Below are 14,935 nucleotides of genomic sequence, written 5' to 3' on the forward strand. Positions count from 1 at the left end.
TGCGGGCGGAGCGGGAGCGCCGCTCCGCCCGCTCAGCGGCCGGGGTGCCAGGTGGCCTCCAGCCGGGCCGTCCCGTCCGGCGCCGGGACGGCCCGCCAGCGGGCCCGCAGCCCGCCGGTGCCCGCGGCCGCCGGGCCGCCGCACCCGGCCGCCGGGCCGGCGGCCGGAGCCGGGGCGGCCCGGAGGACGCTGTTGTCGAGGGGGCTCGCCGCCAGGCGTCGGCCGACGGCGGCGAGGGTGGAGCGCAGTCGGCCCCGGTCGGTGGACGGACGGGTGGGCCGGAAGACGGCGACGATGGTCATGGCAGGTCACCTCCGTGACGGGACAACGGGCAGGGCGTGCGCGGAGCCGGTCGGCTCAGTGGTTCAGCGCGGTCTGGACGATCTTGACGACGACCATCGCCATCGCGATCAGCAGGTAGGCGCGCAGGGCGCCCATGCCGACCTTGCGGGCGGTGGACAGCACCGGCTTGTCGAGGGTCTCCAGCGGGGGCATCCGCCAGTTCTCCCGGCCGGTGCGGTCGACCGGGTCCTCCTTGGTGCCGCGGCGCCCGAAGGTGAAGAAGTACCCGGCGACGAGCACACCGGCGACGCCGCAGCCGGCCATGATCCACAGGATCGCGTCGGAGCTGATGTCCGGCCAGACCACGGCGGCGGTGAGGATCAGCGAGAGCATCACCAGGACGCCGACCACCGCCGAGGTGAAGGCGTTGGTCCTCGGCCCGTTCGTCCAGGGCCCCAGTACGGCGCGGTCGTTGCAGAGCAGCAGCAGGAAGACGGTCGCGGAGGGCAGCAGCACCCCGGCCAGCACCTGGACGAACTGGGTCATCAGGCCCTGGGTGTAGTCGGTGGAGAGCAGCGTGATCGCCGCCGCCGCGACCACCAGGCCCGCGTAGATCCCGTAGAAGCCCTTGGCGCCCTTCACCCCGCGGTGCAGCGAGTGCTTGATGCCGAAGACGTCGCCGATCGCGTACGCGGTGGACAGCGACACCGCGAAGGCGCCGATGATCGAGGCGTCCAGCAGGGCTATCGCGAACAGCACGCCGGCCAGGTGCCCGGCCTTGTCCTCGATGCCCCGGGCGACGGCGGCCGCGTCGGAGAACTGGCCGAAGCCGTCGGTGCCCGCGAAGGCGGCGGCGGTGAGGCCCATCATGGCGGCGGCGCCGACGATCACGATCACGATGCCGATCCAGAGGTCGGCCTTCTCGTACTTCATGAAGCGCGGGGTGATCCGCTTGTCGATGACGTACGACTGCTGGAAGAACAGCTGCCAGGGCGCCACGGTGGTGCCGACGATGGAGACGATCACCAGCATCACGGCCGCGAGCTGACCGGACCCGCCCGGCATGCTCGGGACCACGAAGTCGTGCGCCATCTGCGAGGTCTTCGGGTGCACCATGAAGTAGATCGGCACCAGCAGCAGCGAGCCCAGGCAGAGCGCCACGGCGACCCGCTCGAAGCGCCGGAACGAGCCGGTGAAGGCCGAGGCGATGATGATCCCGGCCGCCAGCACCACCGAAGCGGCCTTCGGCAGGCCGAGGTACCCGGCCGCGAGCGTGACCCCGATGAACTCGGTGACCAGGGTCAGCGCGTTCAGCAGGAAGAGGTCGATCACGCTGAACGCGCCCCAGAACTTGCCGAAGCGCTCCAGGATCAGCCGGGCGTGCCCGACCCCGGTGACGGCGCCGAGCCGCAGCACCATCTCCTGGTTGACGTAGAGCACCGGGACCAGCATCAGCAGCGTCCACAGCAGCTGGGTGCCGTAGTTCTGCCCGGCCTGCCCGTAGGTGGAGAAGGCGCCGGCGTCGTTGTCGCCGACCATCACGATCAGGCCGGGCCCGATGATCGCGAGCAGGGTCTTCAGCCGCGCCGACAGGCCGTGGCGGGGCGTGGTGTCGTCGAGCCGGATGGTGCCGAGCGCACCCTTGATGTCACCGAGGTGGGCGTCGTCCAGGACGGCCGAACGCGGCTCGGGGACAGTGGAGTTGAGTGTGGCGTGGGTGGTCATGGTGGTTTCCTCCCTGGGCCCCGGACAGGCGGGGCGGTTCGGAGGCAGGCGGCAGCGCTCCCTGCAAGCGGACACGGCGCATCGGCGCGCGGCTGCGCGGCCCGTACGGAGGTGTGCGGGCACGGCGGAGCCGCGTGCGGACGTGGCGTGGACGTCGTGGCTGACGGATCGTCAGGACGTTGTGCAGGGAAGGTTGTTACCGCATGCCGGAGGTGTACGAGGGCAAGCGGGGGTAGGGGCAACTGTGGCCCGGACTACTGCAATCCATGTCTCTCGCCTCCTCCCGGCCGGCGCACCCCGTGGTGCGTGTCATCGACGCGGCAAGGAGTTCACCGGCCCGCGCAACGCGACCGCCGGTTCACCCCAACTCGTCAGAGCTTAGTCCCGTCCGGAGGTGATACTTGCGCACTTGGTTAAACCTTTACCTTTGGCGGGTGCTCCGGGTGCTCCGGGTGCTCCGGGTGCTCCGGGCGTTCCGGTCGCTCCGAGGCGCTCGTCCCGGTCCTCCGCTTCAGGACTTCTCGATCGTCACCTTCAGATGCTTCATGATCGGCTGGTCGCTCTGGGTGCTGTAGTCGCCGATCGCGCACAGCACGTTCAGCTCCGGCATGTACCCGGCCGCGCAGCCGCGCGGGATGTCGTACGGGACGGCCAGGTAGCCGTGCACCGAGCGGGTGCTGCCGTCCCGGGCGGTGCTGGTGACGTCCACCCGGTCGAACTCGGCCAGCCCGCGCTCGCGCATGTCGTCCCGGTTCATGAACACCAGGGTGCGCAGGTTCTTCACGCCCCGGTAGCGGTCGTCGTCCGAGTAGATGGTGGTGTTCCACTGGTCGTGCGAGCGCATGGTGCCCAGCGCCAGGGTGCCCGCCCCGGGGACGACGTCGGGCAGCGGGGCGGCGGAGAACTCGGCCCTGCCGGAGGGGGTGTCGAAGACCAGCTCGCGGGCCGGCTGCTTGATCCGGAAGCCCAGCGGCAGCCGCACCCGGCGGTTGAAGTCCTCGAAGCCGTCCAGGACCCGGGCCATGGTGTCGCGGATGCGGTCGTAGTCCTCGATGTACCACTCCCACGGGGTGGCGCTGTCCGGCAGCGCCGCGCGGGCCATCCCGGCGACGATCGCGGGCTCGGAGAGCAGGTGCGGCGAGGCCGGGCGCTTCATGCCGACCGACAGGTGCACCATGCTCATCGAGTCCTCGACCGAGGTGGACTGCACCCCGGCGCGCTGGTGGTCCTTCTCGGTCCGGCCCAGACAGGGCAGGATCAGCGCGGCCCGCCCGTGCACCAGGTGGCTGCGGTTCAGCTTGGTGCTCACCTGGACGGTCAGCTCGCAGGTCTCCAGGGCCTGCCGGGTGTACGGGGTGTCCGGCGCGGCGAGCGCGAAGTTGCCGCCCATGCCGACGAACACCGTGACGTCGCCGCGCCGCATCGCCTCGATCGTGCCGACGGTGTCCAGCCCGTGCTCGCGCGGCGGCTCGATCCCGCACACCTCGGCGAGCCGGTCCAGGAACCCGGCGGCGGGCCGGTGGTCGATGCCGCAGGTGCGGTTGCCCTGGACGTTGCTGTGCCCGCGCACCGGGGAGGGGCCCGCCCCCTCGCGGCCCAGGTTGCCGCGCAGCAGCAGGAGGTTGACGATCTCCCGGACGGTGTCCACGCCGTGCTCGTGCTGGGTCACGCCCAGGCACCAGCTGAAGATCGAGCGGTCGGCCTCCCGGTAGACCCGGGCCGCCCCGAGGATGTCGGCCCGCTCCAGCCCGCTCTGGCGCTCGATCTCCTCCCAGGGCGTGGCCAGGCAGATGTCGCGGTAGGCCTCGAAGCCGGTGGTGTGGCGGTCGATGAACAGCCGGTCCAGCGCCCGGTCGTCGGCCGCGGACTGCTCCAGGACCGCCTTCGCCATGCCGCGCAGCAGCGCCATGTCGCCGCCGATCCGCGGCTGGAGGTTCAGGGTGCTGGTGCGGGTGGCCCGGTTCAGCGCCATGTCGGTGAAGTCGTGCGGGATGATCGTCCGGGTCGCCGCCGCCTCGACCAGCGGGTTGATGTGGACGACCTGCGCGCCGCGCTTGTACGCCTCGGCGAGCGAGGTGAGCATCCGGGGCGCGTTGGAGGCCGCGTTGACGCCCAGGATGAACAGCGCGTCGGTGACCTCCCAGTCCTTGAGGTCGACCGTCCCCTTCCCGGTGCCGAGCGAGGCCTGCAGCGCCCGGCCGCTGGCCTCGTGGCACATGTTGGAGCAGTCGGGCAGGTTGTTGGTGCCCAGCTCGCGGGCCAGCAGCTGGTAGAGGAAGGTCGCCTCGTTGCCGAGCCGGCCGGAGGTGTAGAACGCCGCCCGGTTCGGGTCGTCCAGCCCGCGCAGGGCGCGGCCGACCAGGGCGAACGCGTCCTTCCAGCCGATCGGGACGTAGTGGTCGGTGTCCGGGTCGTAGACCATCGGCTCGGTGAGCCGGCCCTGGTCCTCCAGCGCGAAGTCGCTCCACCCGGACAGCTCGGTCACCGAGTGGGCGGCGAAGAACTCCCGGCCGACCCGCTTGCGGGTCATCTCCCAGGTGACGTGCTTGATGCCGTTCTCGCAGATGTCCAGGTGCAGGCCCTTGGTGTCGTCGGGCCAGGCGCAGCCGGGGCAGTCGAAGCCGCCGTTCTCGTGGTTCATCCGCATCACCGCCCGCGGCCCGTCCAGGTACGCGCCCTCGCGGGCCAGGAAGCGGGTGACGCTCTTGGCGGCGCCCCAGCCGGCGGCCGGGTGGTGGTACGGCGCGACGTGGGGCGGCCCGGCGGGGGAGGGGCCGACGTCCTCCCGCGGCTCCCGCGGGGGCTCCTGCGGCTGCTTCCGCGGGGGAGTGGTGGCGGCGTCGTCGGAGGTGGTCACGGTACTCGCCTTCCGTCGCACGGGTCGGACAACCGGGGCTGGGTCGAGGCTATGCCGGGCGGTCGGGGCGCGCGCGTCGAGCGGCCGCGGGTGCCGGGCCTCCGTGCCCAGGGTCCGTGCGCCCGGTGTGGGCGCCCGGTGGTCAGGCGCCGCCCGGCAGGCTGCCGAGGACGGCGGCCACCTCGGTGCGCCGGGCGACCTCCAGCAGCGCGCGGGCCATCACCGAGCCGGGCTCCCGGGCGGCGGTCACCAGCCCGATCGGCGCGCTGTGCACCGGCTCCGCCAGCGGGACGGCCCGCATCCCGTGCGGCACGCCGAACACGTGCAGCCAGGCGTACGGCACGATGCTCGCCCAGTGGCCGGTGCGGACGTGGGCGAAGAGCGAGGCCACCGAGTCGGTCTCGACTCGGGGCGTGGCCTCGAGGCCGAGGCCCGCGAACACCTCGTCCAGCACCCGGCGGCCCTGCATGCCCGGGTGCAGCAGGCACAGCGGCAGCCGGGCGGCCTCCTCCCAGGTCGCCCGGGGGTGCCGGGCCAGTTCGTCGGCCGGACCGGTCAGCAGGACGTACCGCTCCTCGTAGAGCGGGAGCGCGCGCAGGTCGTCGGCGCCCGGTCCGGGCAGGTAGGTGATGCCCGCGTCGATCTCGAAGTTCCGCACCTGGCGCAGGAGTTCGTCGGATCGCAGGTCGGTGGACAGCTTCACGGCGGCCAGCGGGTGGGCGGCGCAGAACGGTCCGGTGAGCAGCGGGACGGCGCCCGAGGCGGTCGGCACCGAGCCGATCCGCAGCCGTCCGGCCAGGCCGGTGCGCAGCGCGTCCACCTCGTCCCGCAGGGCGTCCCGGTCGGCCAGGATGCGCTGCGCCCACAGCACGATCCGCTCGCCCTCGGGCGTCAGCCCCTCGTAGCTGCGCCCGCGCCGCACCAGCAGCACCTTCAGCTCGTCCTCCAGCTTGCGCAGGGCCTCGGAGAGCGCGGGCTGGGAGACGTGGCAGGCCTGGGCGGCGCGGGCGAAGTGGCGCTCGCGGGCGAGCGCGACGAGGTACTCCAGCTGGCGGAAGAGCATCTACCGGCCTTCCTCCCGGACGGCGGCCTCGGCGTCGGTTCGGACGTCCGGGCCGACGTCGATCCGGTCCGCGCGGGTGTAGACGTTCATCGACTCGCCGCGCAGGAAGCCGACCAGGGTCAGCCCGGTCTCCTCCGCGAGGTCCACGGCCAGCGAGGACGGCGCGGAGACCGCCGCGAGCAGCGGAACGCCCGCCATCACGGCCTTCTGCACCAGCTCGAAGGAGGCCCGGCCGCTGACCATCAGCACCGTGCCGCGGGCCGGCAGCAGCCCCTCGCGCAGGGCGTGGCCGACCACCTTGTCCACGGCGTTGTGCCGGCCCACGTCCTCGCGCAGGCAGAGCAGCCGCCCGTCGGCGTCGAACAGCCCGGCCGCGTGCAGGCCGCCGGTGCTGTCGAAGACCTTCTGGGCGGCGCGCAGCCGGTCCGGCAGCGCGGAGAGCAGCGCGGGGGTGACGCGCAGCCCGTCCTCGGCGACGCTCCACGGCGCGGTGGTGCGCACCGCGTCCAGGCTGGCCTTGCCGCACAGGCCGCAGGAGGAGGTGGTGTAGAAGTTGCGCTCCAGCGAGGCGTCGGGGGCGGGCACACCGGGGGCCAGCTGGACGTCCACCACGTTGTAGGTGTTGCCGCCGTCGGCGGTCGCGCCGGCGCAGTAGCGGATGCCGGCCACCTGCCCGGCGGCGTGCACCACGCCCTCGCTGACCAGGAAGCCGGCCGCCAGGTCGAAGTCGCTGCCCGGGGTGCGCATGGTCACCGTCAGCGGGCGCCCGCCGACCCGGATCTCCATCGGCTCCTCGGCGGCCAGGGTGTCGGGACGGTACGAGGGCGCGCCCTGGCGCAGGCGCAGCACTCTGCGGGGTACGGTCACTCGGCCCATGGCGGTCGGCTCCTCGGTGGTGTGCTGGCGACGGACTGTACGGATGCATCCTCGCGCGTCGGCGGCTCCGGGTGCTCCCCGGCCGGCAGGTGGCGGCGGCTGTGGGCGGCGGTGACCGCCAGGCAGAGCAGGCCGACGGCCGCCATGGCTGCCAGCAGCGCCGGGTAGGAGGCGTGGCCGGCGATGCCGGCGAGCAGCAGCGGGGTGAGGAAGCCGCTGGAGGTGGTGCTCTGGTAGAGCGAGGCGGAGGTCGGGCCGGAGGCGTGCGGGTCGGGGGCGTGCCGGGTGAGCCGCTCCACCTCGTGCAGCCCCGCGCCGAGCGTCAGCCCGTACCCGATGCCGAGGACCACGGCGGCGGCCACCACCAGGCCCACCGAGTCGCGGGCGGCGGCGACGGCGCCGAGCAGCAGCCCGGCGATGACGGTGGCCATCGCGGTGAGGGTGGCCCGGGCGCTGTCCGCGTCGTCCAGCCGGGCGGCGAAGGGCTGGGCGACCACGCCGGTGGCCAGGGTCAGCGCCGCGACCAGGCCGCTGAACAGCGGGGCGTAGCCGGGCACCCGGTCGGCGACCAGCGGCGGCAGCACCACGTACGCCACGGTGGCGGCGCCGAGCACGGCCGGGCTGGCGGGCAGCACGACGTAGCGGAACCGGGGGTGGCGGACGGCTGCCGTGCGGTGCGGGGGATTGCCGCGGCCCGGGGTGCTCTCCGGCCTGCCGTCCGCCTTGGCCCCTGCTCCGGCCTCCGGCTTCGTCTCCGGGAGCCCGCGGGTGGCCCGCAGTACCAGCAGGCAGCCCAGCGCGTGGGCGAGGGCGGGCAGCCCCGTCGGGCCGGGCAGCCACTCGGCGAGCACCCCGGAGGCCAGCGCGCCCGCCGCGAAGCCCGTACCGGTGGCGTACATCGCCCGGCGGGCCGCCCGCTCGGGCGGGACGGCGGGCCCGGAGAGCTCGCGCAGCCAGGCCGTCCCGGCCAGGAAGACCAGCCCGGCCGCGAAGCCGGTGGCCAGCCGGGCGGCGTACACGGACGGCTCGTCCGGCAGCGCCAGCACGACACTGGCGGCGGCGGACAGTCCCAGCGCGCCGCGCACCGTCCGCCGCCGGCCGTACCGGTCGGCGGCGGGCCCGCCCAGCAGCAGCCCGGGCACCAGGCCGACCAGGTAGACCGAGAACATCGCGGCCAGCGAGAGCGCCGACCAGTCAGTGCGCGCCCGGTACACGGTGGCCAGCGCGGTGAACTGGTTGGCGCCCCAGGCGGCGACGGCGACGGCGGCGGCCGCCGGGAGCCAGCGGGCGGTGCGGGACGGGGGCATGCGCGCGCTCTGCTCGGTTTCTCTCGGGTGCTTTCCGGGGGCGGGAATTCGCTGGGAATTCCCGGTTCCCCGATTCCCGTCCAGTGTCCGGCAGGCCATCGCAGCACGTCAAAGAGGCAACACGACTGAACCGATAAGCCCCGCCTATCAACAGCCCCGCGGATACCCCGTCGATATCCCGGCCCGTTTCCCCCGGAATTCCGACCGGAATTCGACCGTGCCGCGCCGTGCCGCGTCGCGCCGCCTCAGCCCGACTGCGGGCCCGCGTCGGCGCCCACCGACAGCACCACCGCGCTGGCCGCGCCGGCCGGGGTGTCGTAGTTCACCGTCTCCCCGGCGTGCCGCCCGAGCAGCGCCTTCCCGAGCGGGCTGTCGAAGGTCACCAGGGTGAGGTCCCGCTCCTCCGCGATCTCCGAGATCTCGACGGTCTCCTCCGTGCCGTCGTCGAACCGCACGTTCACCGTCGACCCCACCCCGACCACCCGCGCGGACGGCTCCCCGGCCACCTCGGCCTCCCGCAGCCGCGCCTCCAGCTCGACGATCCGCCGGTCCAGCCGCGCCACCTCCGACGCCCGCTGCAACTCGTCCGCCGCGTCCGCCCGGTCCCCCACCGGATCCACCCCGCGCAGCGTCGCGGCCACCTCCCCCCGCTCCACCCGCAGCTGCGCCAATTCCTCCCGCACCGCACGCAGACCCTCGGCACTGATCGGTTCCGGCCCACCGCTCATCCCAAGCTCCCGGGGCTGCTCGTCACACACTCGAACACCGGCCGTCTCCCATTACCCCACCACCCGCACCCCCGGGCAACTTCCGGGCCGGTCGACCACCCGGAGCGGGCCCCGCGGGGCCGTGGGTCAGCGGGTGAGCAGCCGGGCCGGGACGATCGGTTCGAGGAAGACGCTCGGTGTGCCGTGCCAGGACACGCTGAGGGCTTCGCGGGCGCGGGTGCACGCCACGAAGAGCAGGCTCAGCTCGCCGGTGAGGTCCTCCTGGTGCTGCAGCGGGTCGGTGTCCGCCGGGGTGATCGCGCTGCGCAGGGGCACCGTGCCGTCGCTGACGCCGACCACGGCGACGCAGCGGTACTCCAGGCCCTTCATCCGGTGCATGGTGCCGACCCGTATGCCGGGCGACGGCGCGTCGCCGAGCACGTGGGTCGGGATCCCGGCTCGCCCCAGGGCGTGGGCGGCCTCGCGGCCGAGCCGTCCGGTCCGTACGGCGACGCCGATGTCCTCCGGGCTCACGCCCGAGGCGGTCCACTCCTCGACGCGGGCGACGAGGGCCCGGAACTCCTCGGCCCGGTCGGGGTGGCCGGACACGTCGGGGTGGGCGCCGTGCAGGGTCGAGTGGTAGCCGGCCAGCGAGTCCTCCCCGCCGTCCATGTCGTCCGGGCGTTCGCCGGTGAGCAGGGACGCGGACCAGGTGAGGATCTCCTGTGTCGTCCGGTAGTTGATCCGGAGCCGGAAGGAGCGGCCGACCACCTGGATGCCGAGCGAGCGCAGCGAGACCTTGTTCCCGTAGATCCGCTGGTGCGGATCGCCGGAGAGGAACAGGTCGTCCGGGCCGGTGGCCACGAGCGCGCGCAGGAAGCGCCATTGGACGGGGTGCAGGTCCTGCGCCTCGTCGATCACCACGTGCCGGAACGGGCGGTCGCCCTGTTCGTCGAGCATCCGCGCGGCCCGCGCGCAGACCTGGAGGTACGTCAACTCCCCGGCCTTGCGCAGCTCCTCCTCGAACGCGGCCACCGCGTGCCACAGTTCGGTCCGCTCCGGCGTTCCGAGGGCCTTGCCCCGTCCGGTCCGCGGGGCCTTCAGGTACTGCTCCCGGCTCCCGATCGACTGGGCCAGTACGACCTGCCGCCACTCCTGGTCGAGGAACAGGTCGGTGAACCCGACGCCGAGCCGGCGGGCGACCCGTCCCCAGCGGGCCAGGATCGGGTGCTGTTGGAAGAGGACCTTCGACGGGGCGCCGCCGAGGGAGCGCCGCAGGACCTCGGCAGCCAGCGCGTCGACGGTGACCACCCGGACCTTCGCCCGGATCCGTCCGTCCGTCACGAGCAGGGCGAGGCAGCGCTCCAGCTCCGCGGCGAGGTCCTCGGAGGAGGTGGTCAGCAGAATCGATCCGTCAGGCGCGTCCGCCGGCAACCGGCGGGCCAGGTGGTAGGCCCGGTGCAGGGCCACCACCGTCTTCCCGGTGCCGGGGCCGCCGGTCACCCGGGCCGGCCCGCTGTACGACTCCCGGTAGGCGACCCGGTACTGGGCCGGGTGCAGGAAGATCCGCCAGGCGTCGAAGGGGCGTTCCAGGATCTCCAGCAGTTCGTCGGGCCCGGACACCAGGGCGACCCGGCCGCGCGCCCGGGCCATCGCCGAGACCAGCCCGTCGGCGGGCTGGTCGACGCTCGTGGGCGCGGCCGCCCGGGCGTACGCCCGGACGATCTCACGATCGATCTCGGCCGGCTCCATCCCGCTCGCGAGGCCGACCAGGACGTCGAACTGCTGCTCCGGCAGCACGCGGTGGAGCGCCTCCAGGTGGGCCTCGTCGGGGAGCAGCCGGATGATCGGCAGGATCTCCTCGTCGACGCCCAGGCTGCGCAGGACCTTGTCGGAGCGGTCGGCGAAGAGCCTGCGGGGTTCGTCGGCGGCCAGCGCCTTCAGCGACCGGGAGGCTCGTTCCAGCGCGACGTCGTTGCGGATCTCGACGCCCTGGGTGGCGGCGTTGACCGAGGCCCGGTGCTTGACCGCCCAGTCGTTGGCCTTGTCGTGCGGAAGGACCTTCAGCAGGAGGTAGCCGTCGCCCCGGTCGGCCTTGAGGACGACCCCGCGCCAGAAGTCGGTGATCCGGATGGTCCGGATCCGGGGGTCCCGCTGGTTGGTGAGCTTCTCCAGGTGCACGCCGGTGTGGGTGGCCTCGGTGAACTTCTCGAAGGTCTCGAAGACCCGCCGCTGCACCGGCTTCTCCAGCGCCGCGAACTCCATCAGGAAGTCCCGGTGCATGCCCAGCGTCGCCACCCCGGCCCCCTCGTGCCCGTGCCCGTCCGCCCGGGCCGTGCGTTTCACTGTACTGGCCCGGATGATCACTCACGCCGGGCCGCCCGACGGGTGGTCGGATCGAGGGTGGCGGTGATCACCTTCGGGGGTGGGGGTGGGGGGAAAGCGCAGGTCGGGGGCTCGGGTGGGGAGGGTGGGGGAGGGACCGGCGGTCGGGGTGCGGGCGGGCGAAGCTACCATGTGGGCAACACCCTCAGCTCGAAAGATGGACTTGTGACTGTCAACGACGACGTGTTCACGGACTGGAAGAACCGCGAGGAGATCGCGGAGTCGATGATCCCGATCATCGGGCGGCTGCACCGGGAGCGGGACGTCACCGTTCTGCTCCACAGCCGGTCCCTGGTGAACAAGTCGGTGGTCAGCATCCTCAAGACGCACCGCTTCGCCCGGCAGATAGCCGGCGAGGAGCTCTCGGTCACCGAGACGATGCCGTTCCTCGAGGCCCTGACCGCCCTGGACCTCGGCCCCTCGCAGATCGACCTCGGCATGCTCGCCGCGACGTACAAGGCGGACGACCGCGGCCTGTCGGTGGCGGAGTTCACCGCCCAGGCCGTCGTCGGCGCCACCGGTGAGAACAAGCTGGAGCGCCGGTCCGGGCAGGACGTCGTGTTGTACGGGTTCGGCCGCATCGGCCGGCTGGTCGCCCGGCTGCTGGTCGAGAAGGCCTCGGGCAACGGCCTGCGGCTGAAGGCGATCGTCGTGCGCAACAGCGGCGGCGACGACCTGGTCAAGCGCGCCTCGCTGCTGCGCCGTGACTCCATCCACGGCCAGTTCCAGGGCACGATCACCGTCGACGAGGCGAACAACAAGATCATCGCCAACGGCAACGAGATCACGGTGATCTACTCCGACGACCCGACCACGGTCGACTACACGGAGTACGGGATCAAGGACGCGATCCTGATCGACAACACCGGCCGCTGGCGCGACCGCGAGGGCCTGTCGAAGCACCTGCGCCCCGGTATCGCCAAGGTCGTGCTGACCGCGCCGGGCAAGGGCGACGTCCCGAACATCGTGCACGGCGTGAACCACGACACGATCAAGCCGGACGAGCAGATCCTGTCCTGCGCCTCGTGCACCACCAACGCCATCGTCCCGCCGCTGAAGGCGATGGAGGACGAGTACGGCGTGGTCCGCGGCCACGTGGAGACCGTCCACTCGTTCACCAACGACCAGAACCTGCTGGACAACTACCACAAGGCCGACCGCCGCGGCCGCTCGGCGCCGCTGAACATGGTGATCACCGAGACCGGTGCCGCCTCGGCCGTCGCCAAGGCCCTGCCGGACCTCCAGGCGAAGATCACCGGCAGCTCGATCCGCGTCCCGGTGCCGGACGTCTCCATCGCGATCCTCAACCTCCAGCTGAAGCGGGAGACCAACCGCGAGGACGTCCTGGAGTACCTGCGGAACGTCTCGCTGACCTCGCCGCTGAAGCGCCAGATCGACTTCACCGACTCGCCCGACGCCGTCTCCAGCGACTTCATCGGCTCGCGCCACGCCTCGATCGTGGACGCCGGCGCGACCAAGGTCGAGGGCGACAACGCGATCCTCTACCTGTGGTACGACAACGAGTTCGGCTACTCGTGCCAGGTGATCCGGGTCGTCCAGTACATCTCGGGCGTCGAGTACCCGACCTACCCGGTTCCGGCGGTCTGATCCACCGGTAGGGCAGGACGACGGAGCAGTACGGCGGGGCGGTGACCGACAGGTCGCCGCCCCGTCGGCGTTCGCGGGCGGGGCGGTCGCTATCTTGAGGGATCACTGACAGGACTGGGGAGGGTGATCGGGATGGGTGGTCGGCGGGTGCTCGCCGCGGTGGCGGCGGCCGGGGTGCTGACGGGCGTGCTGACGGGGTGCTCCTCCGGGGGGTCTTCGAAGGGCGCGGGCGGGGCGGCCGCGGGTTCGGCCGCGGCTCCGGCCGCGTCGGGTCCGGCCACGACGGGAGCGGCGACCGGTACGGCGGGGGCGTCCGCGTCCGCGCCGGCGGCCGCCGACACCCCCGGGGCGGCTTCGGCGCCGGCCTCCGCACCGGCCCCGGCCGCCGCGGAGGCCCCGCACGCGGACCTGGAGGCGGCGCTGCTGGACGACAAGGTGGTCGGCCAGGTGCTGCCGGACGCCAAGGCGATGACCGGGTGGGAGGAGGAGAAGCGGAAGGTCGACACCGCCGACCACCAGGTCACCTGTGCCGGTGCCGCCGCGGCCTCCTGCGCGGGCAAGCCGCTGAGCGGGTCGGTGCGGTTCTCCTCGGGCGACGTGGTCGTCCGCTTCCTGGTGGACACCCTGCCCAGCCGGGACGCGGCGGCGCAGCGGCTGAAGGAGAACTACGCCTCGTACTCCGCCGGGCCGTTCAAGAAGGTCGACACCCCGGCGCTGGGCAGCGAGAGCCAGGCCTTCCAGGGGCCGCTGGCCGAGGGCGAGGGCGTCGGCATCGTGGTGCGCTCGGGCACCGTGGTGGCGAGCGTCACCAGCGAGGGCGGTCCGGTGGACGTGCCCGCGACGCGGAGGTTCGCGGTGATGCTGGTGAACCGGATCGAGCAGGCGCAGGCCGGGAAGACGCCGGACGCCGGGCTCGGCGCGGCCTGACGGAACCCCCTCGCCGGGCGGGCAGGGCGCTGGGCTGGGCAAACGGATGTCAGTCGACCGTGATATGTACTTTTCCCGTGGCCGCTGTGCGGTCGTGCGAAAGATACCGATGACGTTCGAGGGGGCCAGACATGCCGCTGTTCCGACGCCGCTCCGGCGGGGAGGGCGCGGAGGACCGGGCCGAGCGGCGCGGGTTCGGGTTCGGGTTCGGCCGCCGGGGAGCCGGAGCGCCCGCGCCGGCTGGCGGCGGCGAGCCGCGGCTCGACCCGGCGTACGGGGACGAGTCGCTGCGCCTGATGCTCCGGCAGGCCTCCGCCGGGGACTGGGCCGCGCTGCGCCCCGCGCTGGCCGCCGCCGAGGGCGAGGAGCTGACCTTCCTCGTCGGGGCGATGTCCGACGTGCCCCGGGTCGAGCAGTGGACGTCCCGCGTGCTGGCCGACGCCCCGGACGACACGCTGCTGCTGTTGCTGTCCGGCGCCCGGCAGATCGCCTGGGGCTGGGAGGCCCGGACGGGCGCCCGGGCCAAGGACGTCACCGAGGAGCGCTGGAAGGCGTTCCACGAGCGGCTGGACACCGCCGAGGAGCAGCTGCTGGAGGTCGCCGAGCGCGAGCCGTCCTGGCACGCCCCCTGGCGGTTCCTGCAGACCAGCGCCCTCGGGGCCTCGCTCGGCCCGGAGGTCGCCACCTGCCGCTTCGAGGCCGCGGTGCGCCGGGCGCCCGGGAGCTCCGCCTCGCACTGGGTCAGGCTGCAGCAGCTGAGCGCCAAGTGGGGCGGTTCGCACGAGGAGATGCACGCGTTCGCCCGCTCGACGATGCTCGCCGCCCCGGAGGGCAGCCACCTCGGCGAGCTGGTCGCGGTCGCGCACCTGGAGCACTGGCTGGCCCTCCCGGACGGCGAGGACCGCGCCTACCTGACCAGTCCGGCCGTGGTGGCCGGGCTGCAGGAGGCGGCCTTCCGGTCCGTCCTGCACCCGGCCTTCGAGCCGGCGCGCGGCTGGCAGGGCTCCTTCAACACCTTCGCGATGGCCTTCTCCCTCGCCGACCAGCCCAAGACCGCGCGCCTGCTGTTCGAGGCGCTGGACGGCCTCGTGACCAAGGCGCCCTGGCACTACCTGTCGGGCGATCCGGTCAAGGCCTTCCGCGCCCACCGCGACCGCTGCACCTCGTACTGGCGCTGACGCGCACCCGGCGCCGGGCC

11 protein-coding genes are annotated in these 14,935 nt (G+C 73.2%); 3 read left to right on the top strand and 8 right to left on the bottom strand.

Going from position 1 to position 14,935, the window contains the following annotated elements; translation table 11 throughout:
* Nucleotides 1-32: 32 nt before the first annotated feature.
* The 8 genes from AMK13_RS24410 to AMK13_RS24445 form a co-directional block, all read right to left on the bottom strand.
* On the bottom strand, nucleotides 33-302 hold the full coding sequence (locus AMK13_RS24410; protein WP_074004084.1) for a hypothetical protein: 270 nt from the start codon (nucleotides 300-302) through the stop codon (nucleotides 33-35).
* A 55-nt stretch (nucleotides 303-357) separates the two neighbouring features.
* A complete protein-coding gene (locus tag AMK13_RS24415; RefSeq protein WP_074004085.1) occupies nucleotides 358-2,007 on the bottom strand; it encodes an NRAMP family divalent metal transporter in 1,650 nt (549 codons plus the stop codon).
* A 511-nt stretch (nucleotides 2,008-2,518) separates the two neighbouring features.
* Nucleotides 2,519-4,864 carry an FdhF/YdeP family oxidoreductase gene (locus tag AMK13_RS24420; protein WP_074004086.1) on the bottom strand — a complete coding sequence of 782 codons (2,346 nt, stop codon included), beginning with the start codon at nucleotides 4,862-4,864 and terminating at the stop codon, nucleotides 2,519-2,521.
* A gap of 142 nt (nucleotides 4,865-5,006) precedes the next feature.
* Entirely contained in the window at nucleotides 5,007-5,927 is a 921-nt protein-coding gene (locus AMK13_RS24425; protein WP_074004087.1) for a LysR family transcriptional regulator, read from the bottom strand.
* Complete coding sequence (gene fdhD / locus AMK13_RS24430) at nucleotides 5,928-6,803, bottom strand: formate dehydrogenase accessory sulfurtransferase FdhD (RefSeq protein ID WP_049657281.1); 876 nt, start codon at nucleotides 6,801-6,803, stop codon at nucleotides 5,928-5,930. It abuts the gene before it with no gap.
* Nucleotides 6,791-8,110, bottom strand: coding sequence for an MFS transporter (locus tag AMK13_RS24435; RefSeq protein WP_074004088.1), 1,320 nt, complete (start codon nucleotides 8,108-8,110; stop codon nucleotides 6,791-6,793). The genes fdhD and AMK13_RS24435 overlap by 13 nt, the downstream gene beginning before the upstream one ends.
* Nucleotides 8,111-8,355: 245 nt before the next feature.
* Complete coding sequence (locus AMK13_RS24440; RefSeq protein ID WP_074004089.1) at nucleotides 8,356-8,838, bottom strand: GreA/GreB family elongation factor; 483 nt, start codon at nucleotides 8,836-8,838, stop codon at nucleotides 8,356-8,358.
* A 126-nt stretch (nucleotides 8,839-8,964) separates the two neighbouring features.
* Nucleotides 8,965-11,115 carry a UvrD-helicase domain-containing protein gene (locus AMK13_RS24445; RefSeq protein WP_074004090.1) on the bottom strand — a complete coding sequence of 717 codons (2,151 nt, stop codon included), beginning with the start codon at nucleotides 11,113-11,115 and terminating at the stop codon, nucleotides 8,965-8,967.
* A 252-nt stretch (nucleotides 11,116-11,367) separates the two neighbouring features.
* On the opposite strand from AMK13_RS24445, the gene AMK13_RS24450 reads away from it, so the two are divergent.
* The 3 genes from AMK13_RS24450 (at nucleotide 11,368) to AMK13_RS24460 (ending at nucleotide 14,915) form a co-directional block, all read left to right on the top strand.
* Complete coding sequence (locus tag AMK13_RS24450) at nucleotides 11,368-12,810, top strand: glyceraldehyde-3-phosphate dehydrogenase (protein ID WP_049660894.1); 1,443 nt, start codon at nucleotides 11,368-11,370, stop codon at nucleotides 12,808-12,810.
* Between the two features lie 132 nt (nucleotides 12,811-12,942).
* The gene (locus tag AMK13_RS42985) at nucleotides 12,943-13,737 is read left to right on the top strand and encodes a hypothetical protein (protein WP_143204618.1); all 795 of its coding nucleotides are present in this window, start codon (nucleotides 12,943-12,945) and stop codon (nucleotides 13,735-13,737) included.
* A 131-nt stretch (nucleotides 13,738-13,868) separates the two neighbouring features.
* Nucleotides 13,869-14,915, top strand: coding sequence for a hypothetical protein (locus AMK13_RS24460; RefSeq protein WP_079272400.1), 1,047 nt, complete (start codon nucleotides 13,869-13,871; stop codon nucleotides 14,913-14,915).
* The last annotated feature ends 20 nt before the right edge of the window (nucleotides 14,916-14,935 follow it).

This window comes from Streptomyces sp. CB02056, from assembly GCF_001905545.1.
Taxonomy (GTDB): domain Bacteria; phylum Actinomycetota; class Actinomycetes; order Streptomycetales; family Streptomycetaceae; genus Kitasatospora.

What these genes read in the sequence shown, in the direction of transcription:
- AMK13_RS24415 (WP_074004085.1), bottom strand. Translation starts at nt 2,007, where the DNA reads ATGACCACCCACGCCACACTCAACTCCACTGTCCCCGAGCCGCGTTCG.
- AMK13_RS24440 (WP_074004089.1), bottom strand. Translation starts at nt 8,838, where the DNA reads ATGAGCGGTGGGCCGGAACCGATCAGTGCCGAGGGTCTGCGTGCGGTG.
- AMK13_RS24425 (WP_074004087.1), bottom strand. Translation starts at nt 5,927, where the DNA reads ATGCTCTTCCGCCAGCTGGAGTACCTCGTCGCGCTCGCCCGCGAGCGC.
- AMK13_RS24460 (WP_079272400.1), top strand. Translation starts at nt 13,869, where the DNA reads ATGCCGCTGTTCCGACGCCGCTCCGGCGGGGAGGGCGCGGAGGACCGG.
- AMK13_RS24435 (WP_074004088.1), bottom strand. Translation starts at nt 8,110, where the DNA reads ATGCCCCCGTCCCGCACCGCCCGCTGGCTCCCGGCGGCCGCCGCCGTC.
- AMK13_RS24410 (WP_074004084.1), bottom strand. Translation starts at nt 302, where the DNA reads ATGACCATCGTCGCCGTCTTCCGGCCCACCCGTCCGTCCACCGACCGG.
- AMK13_RS42985 (WP_143204618.1), top strand. Translation starts at nt 12,943, where the DNA reads ATGGGTGGTCGGCGGGTGCTCGCCGCGGTGGCGGCGGCCGGGGTGCTG.
- fdhD (WP_049657281.1), bottom strand. Translation starts at nt 6,803, where the DNA reads ATGGGCCGAGTGACCGTACCCCGCAGAGTGCTGCGCCTGCGCCAGGGC.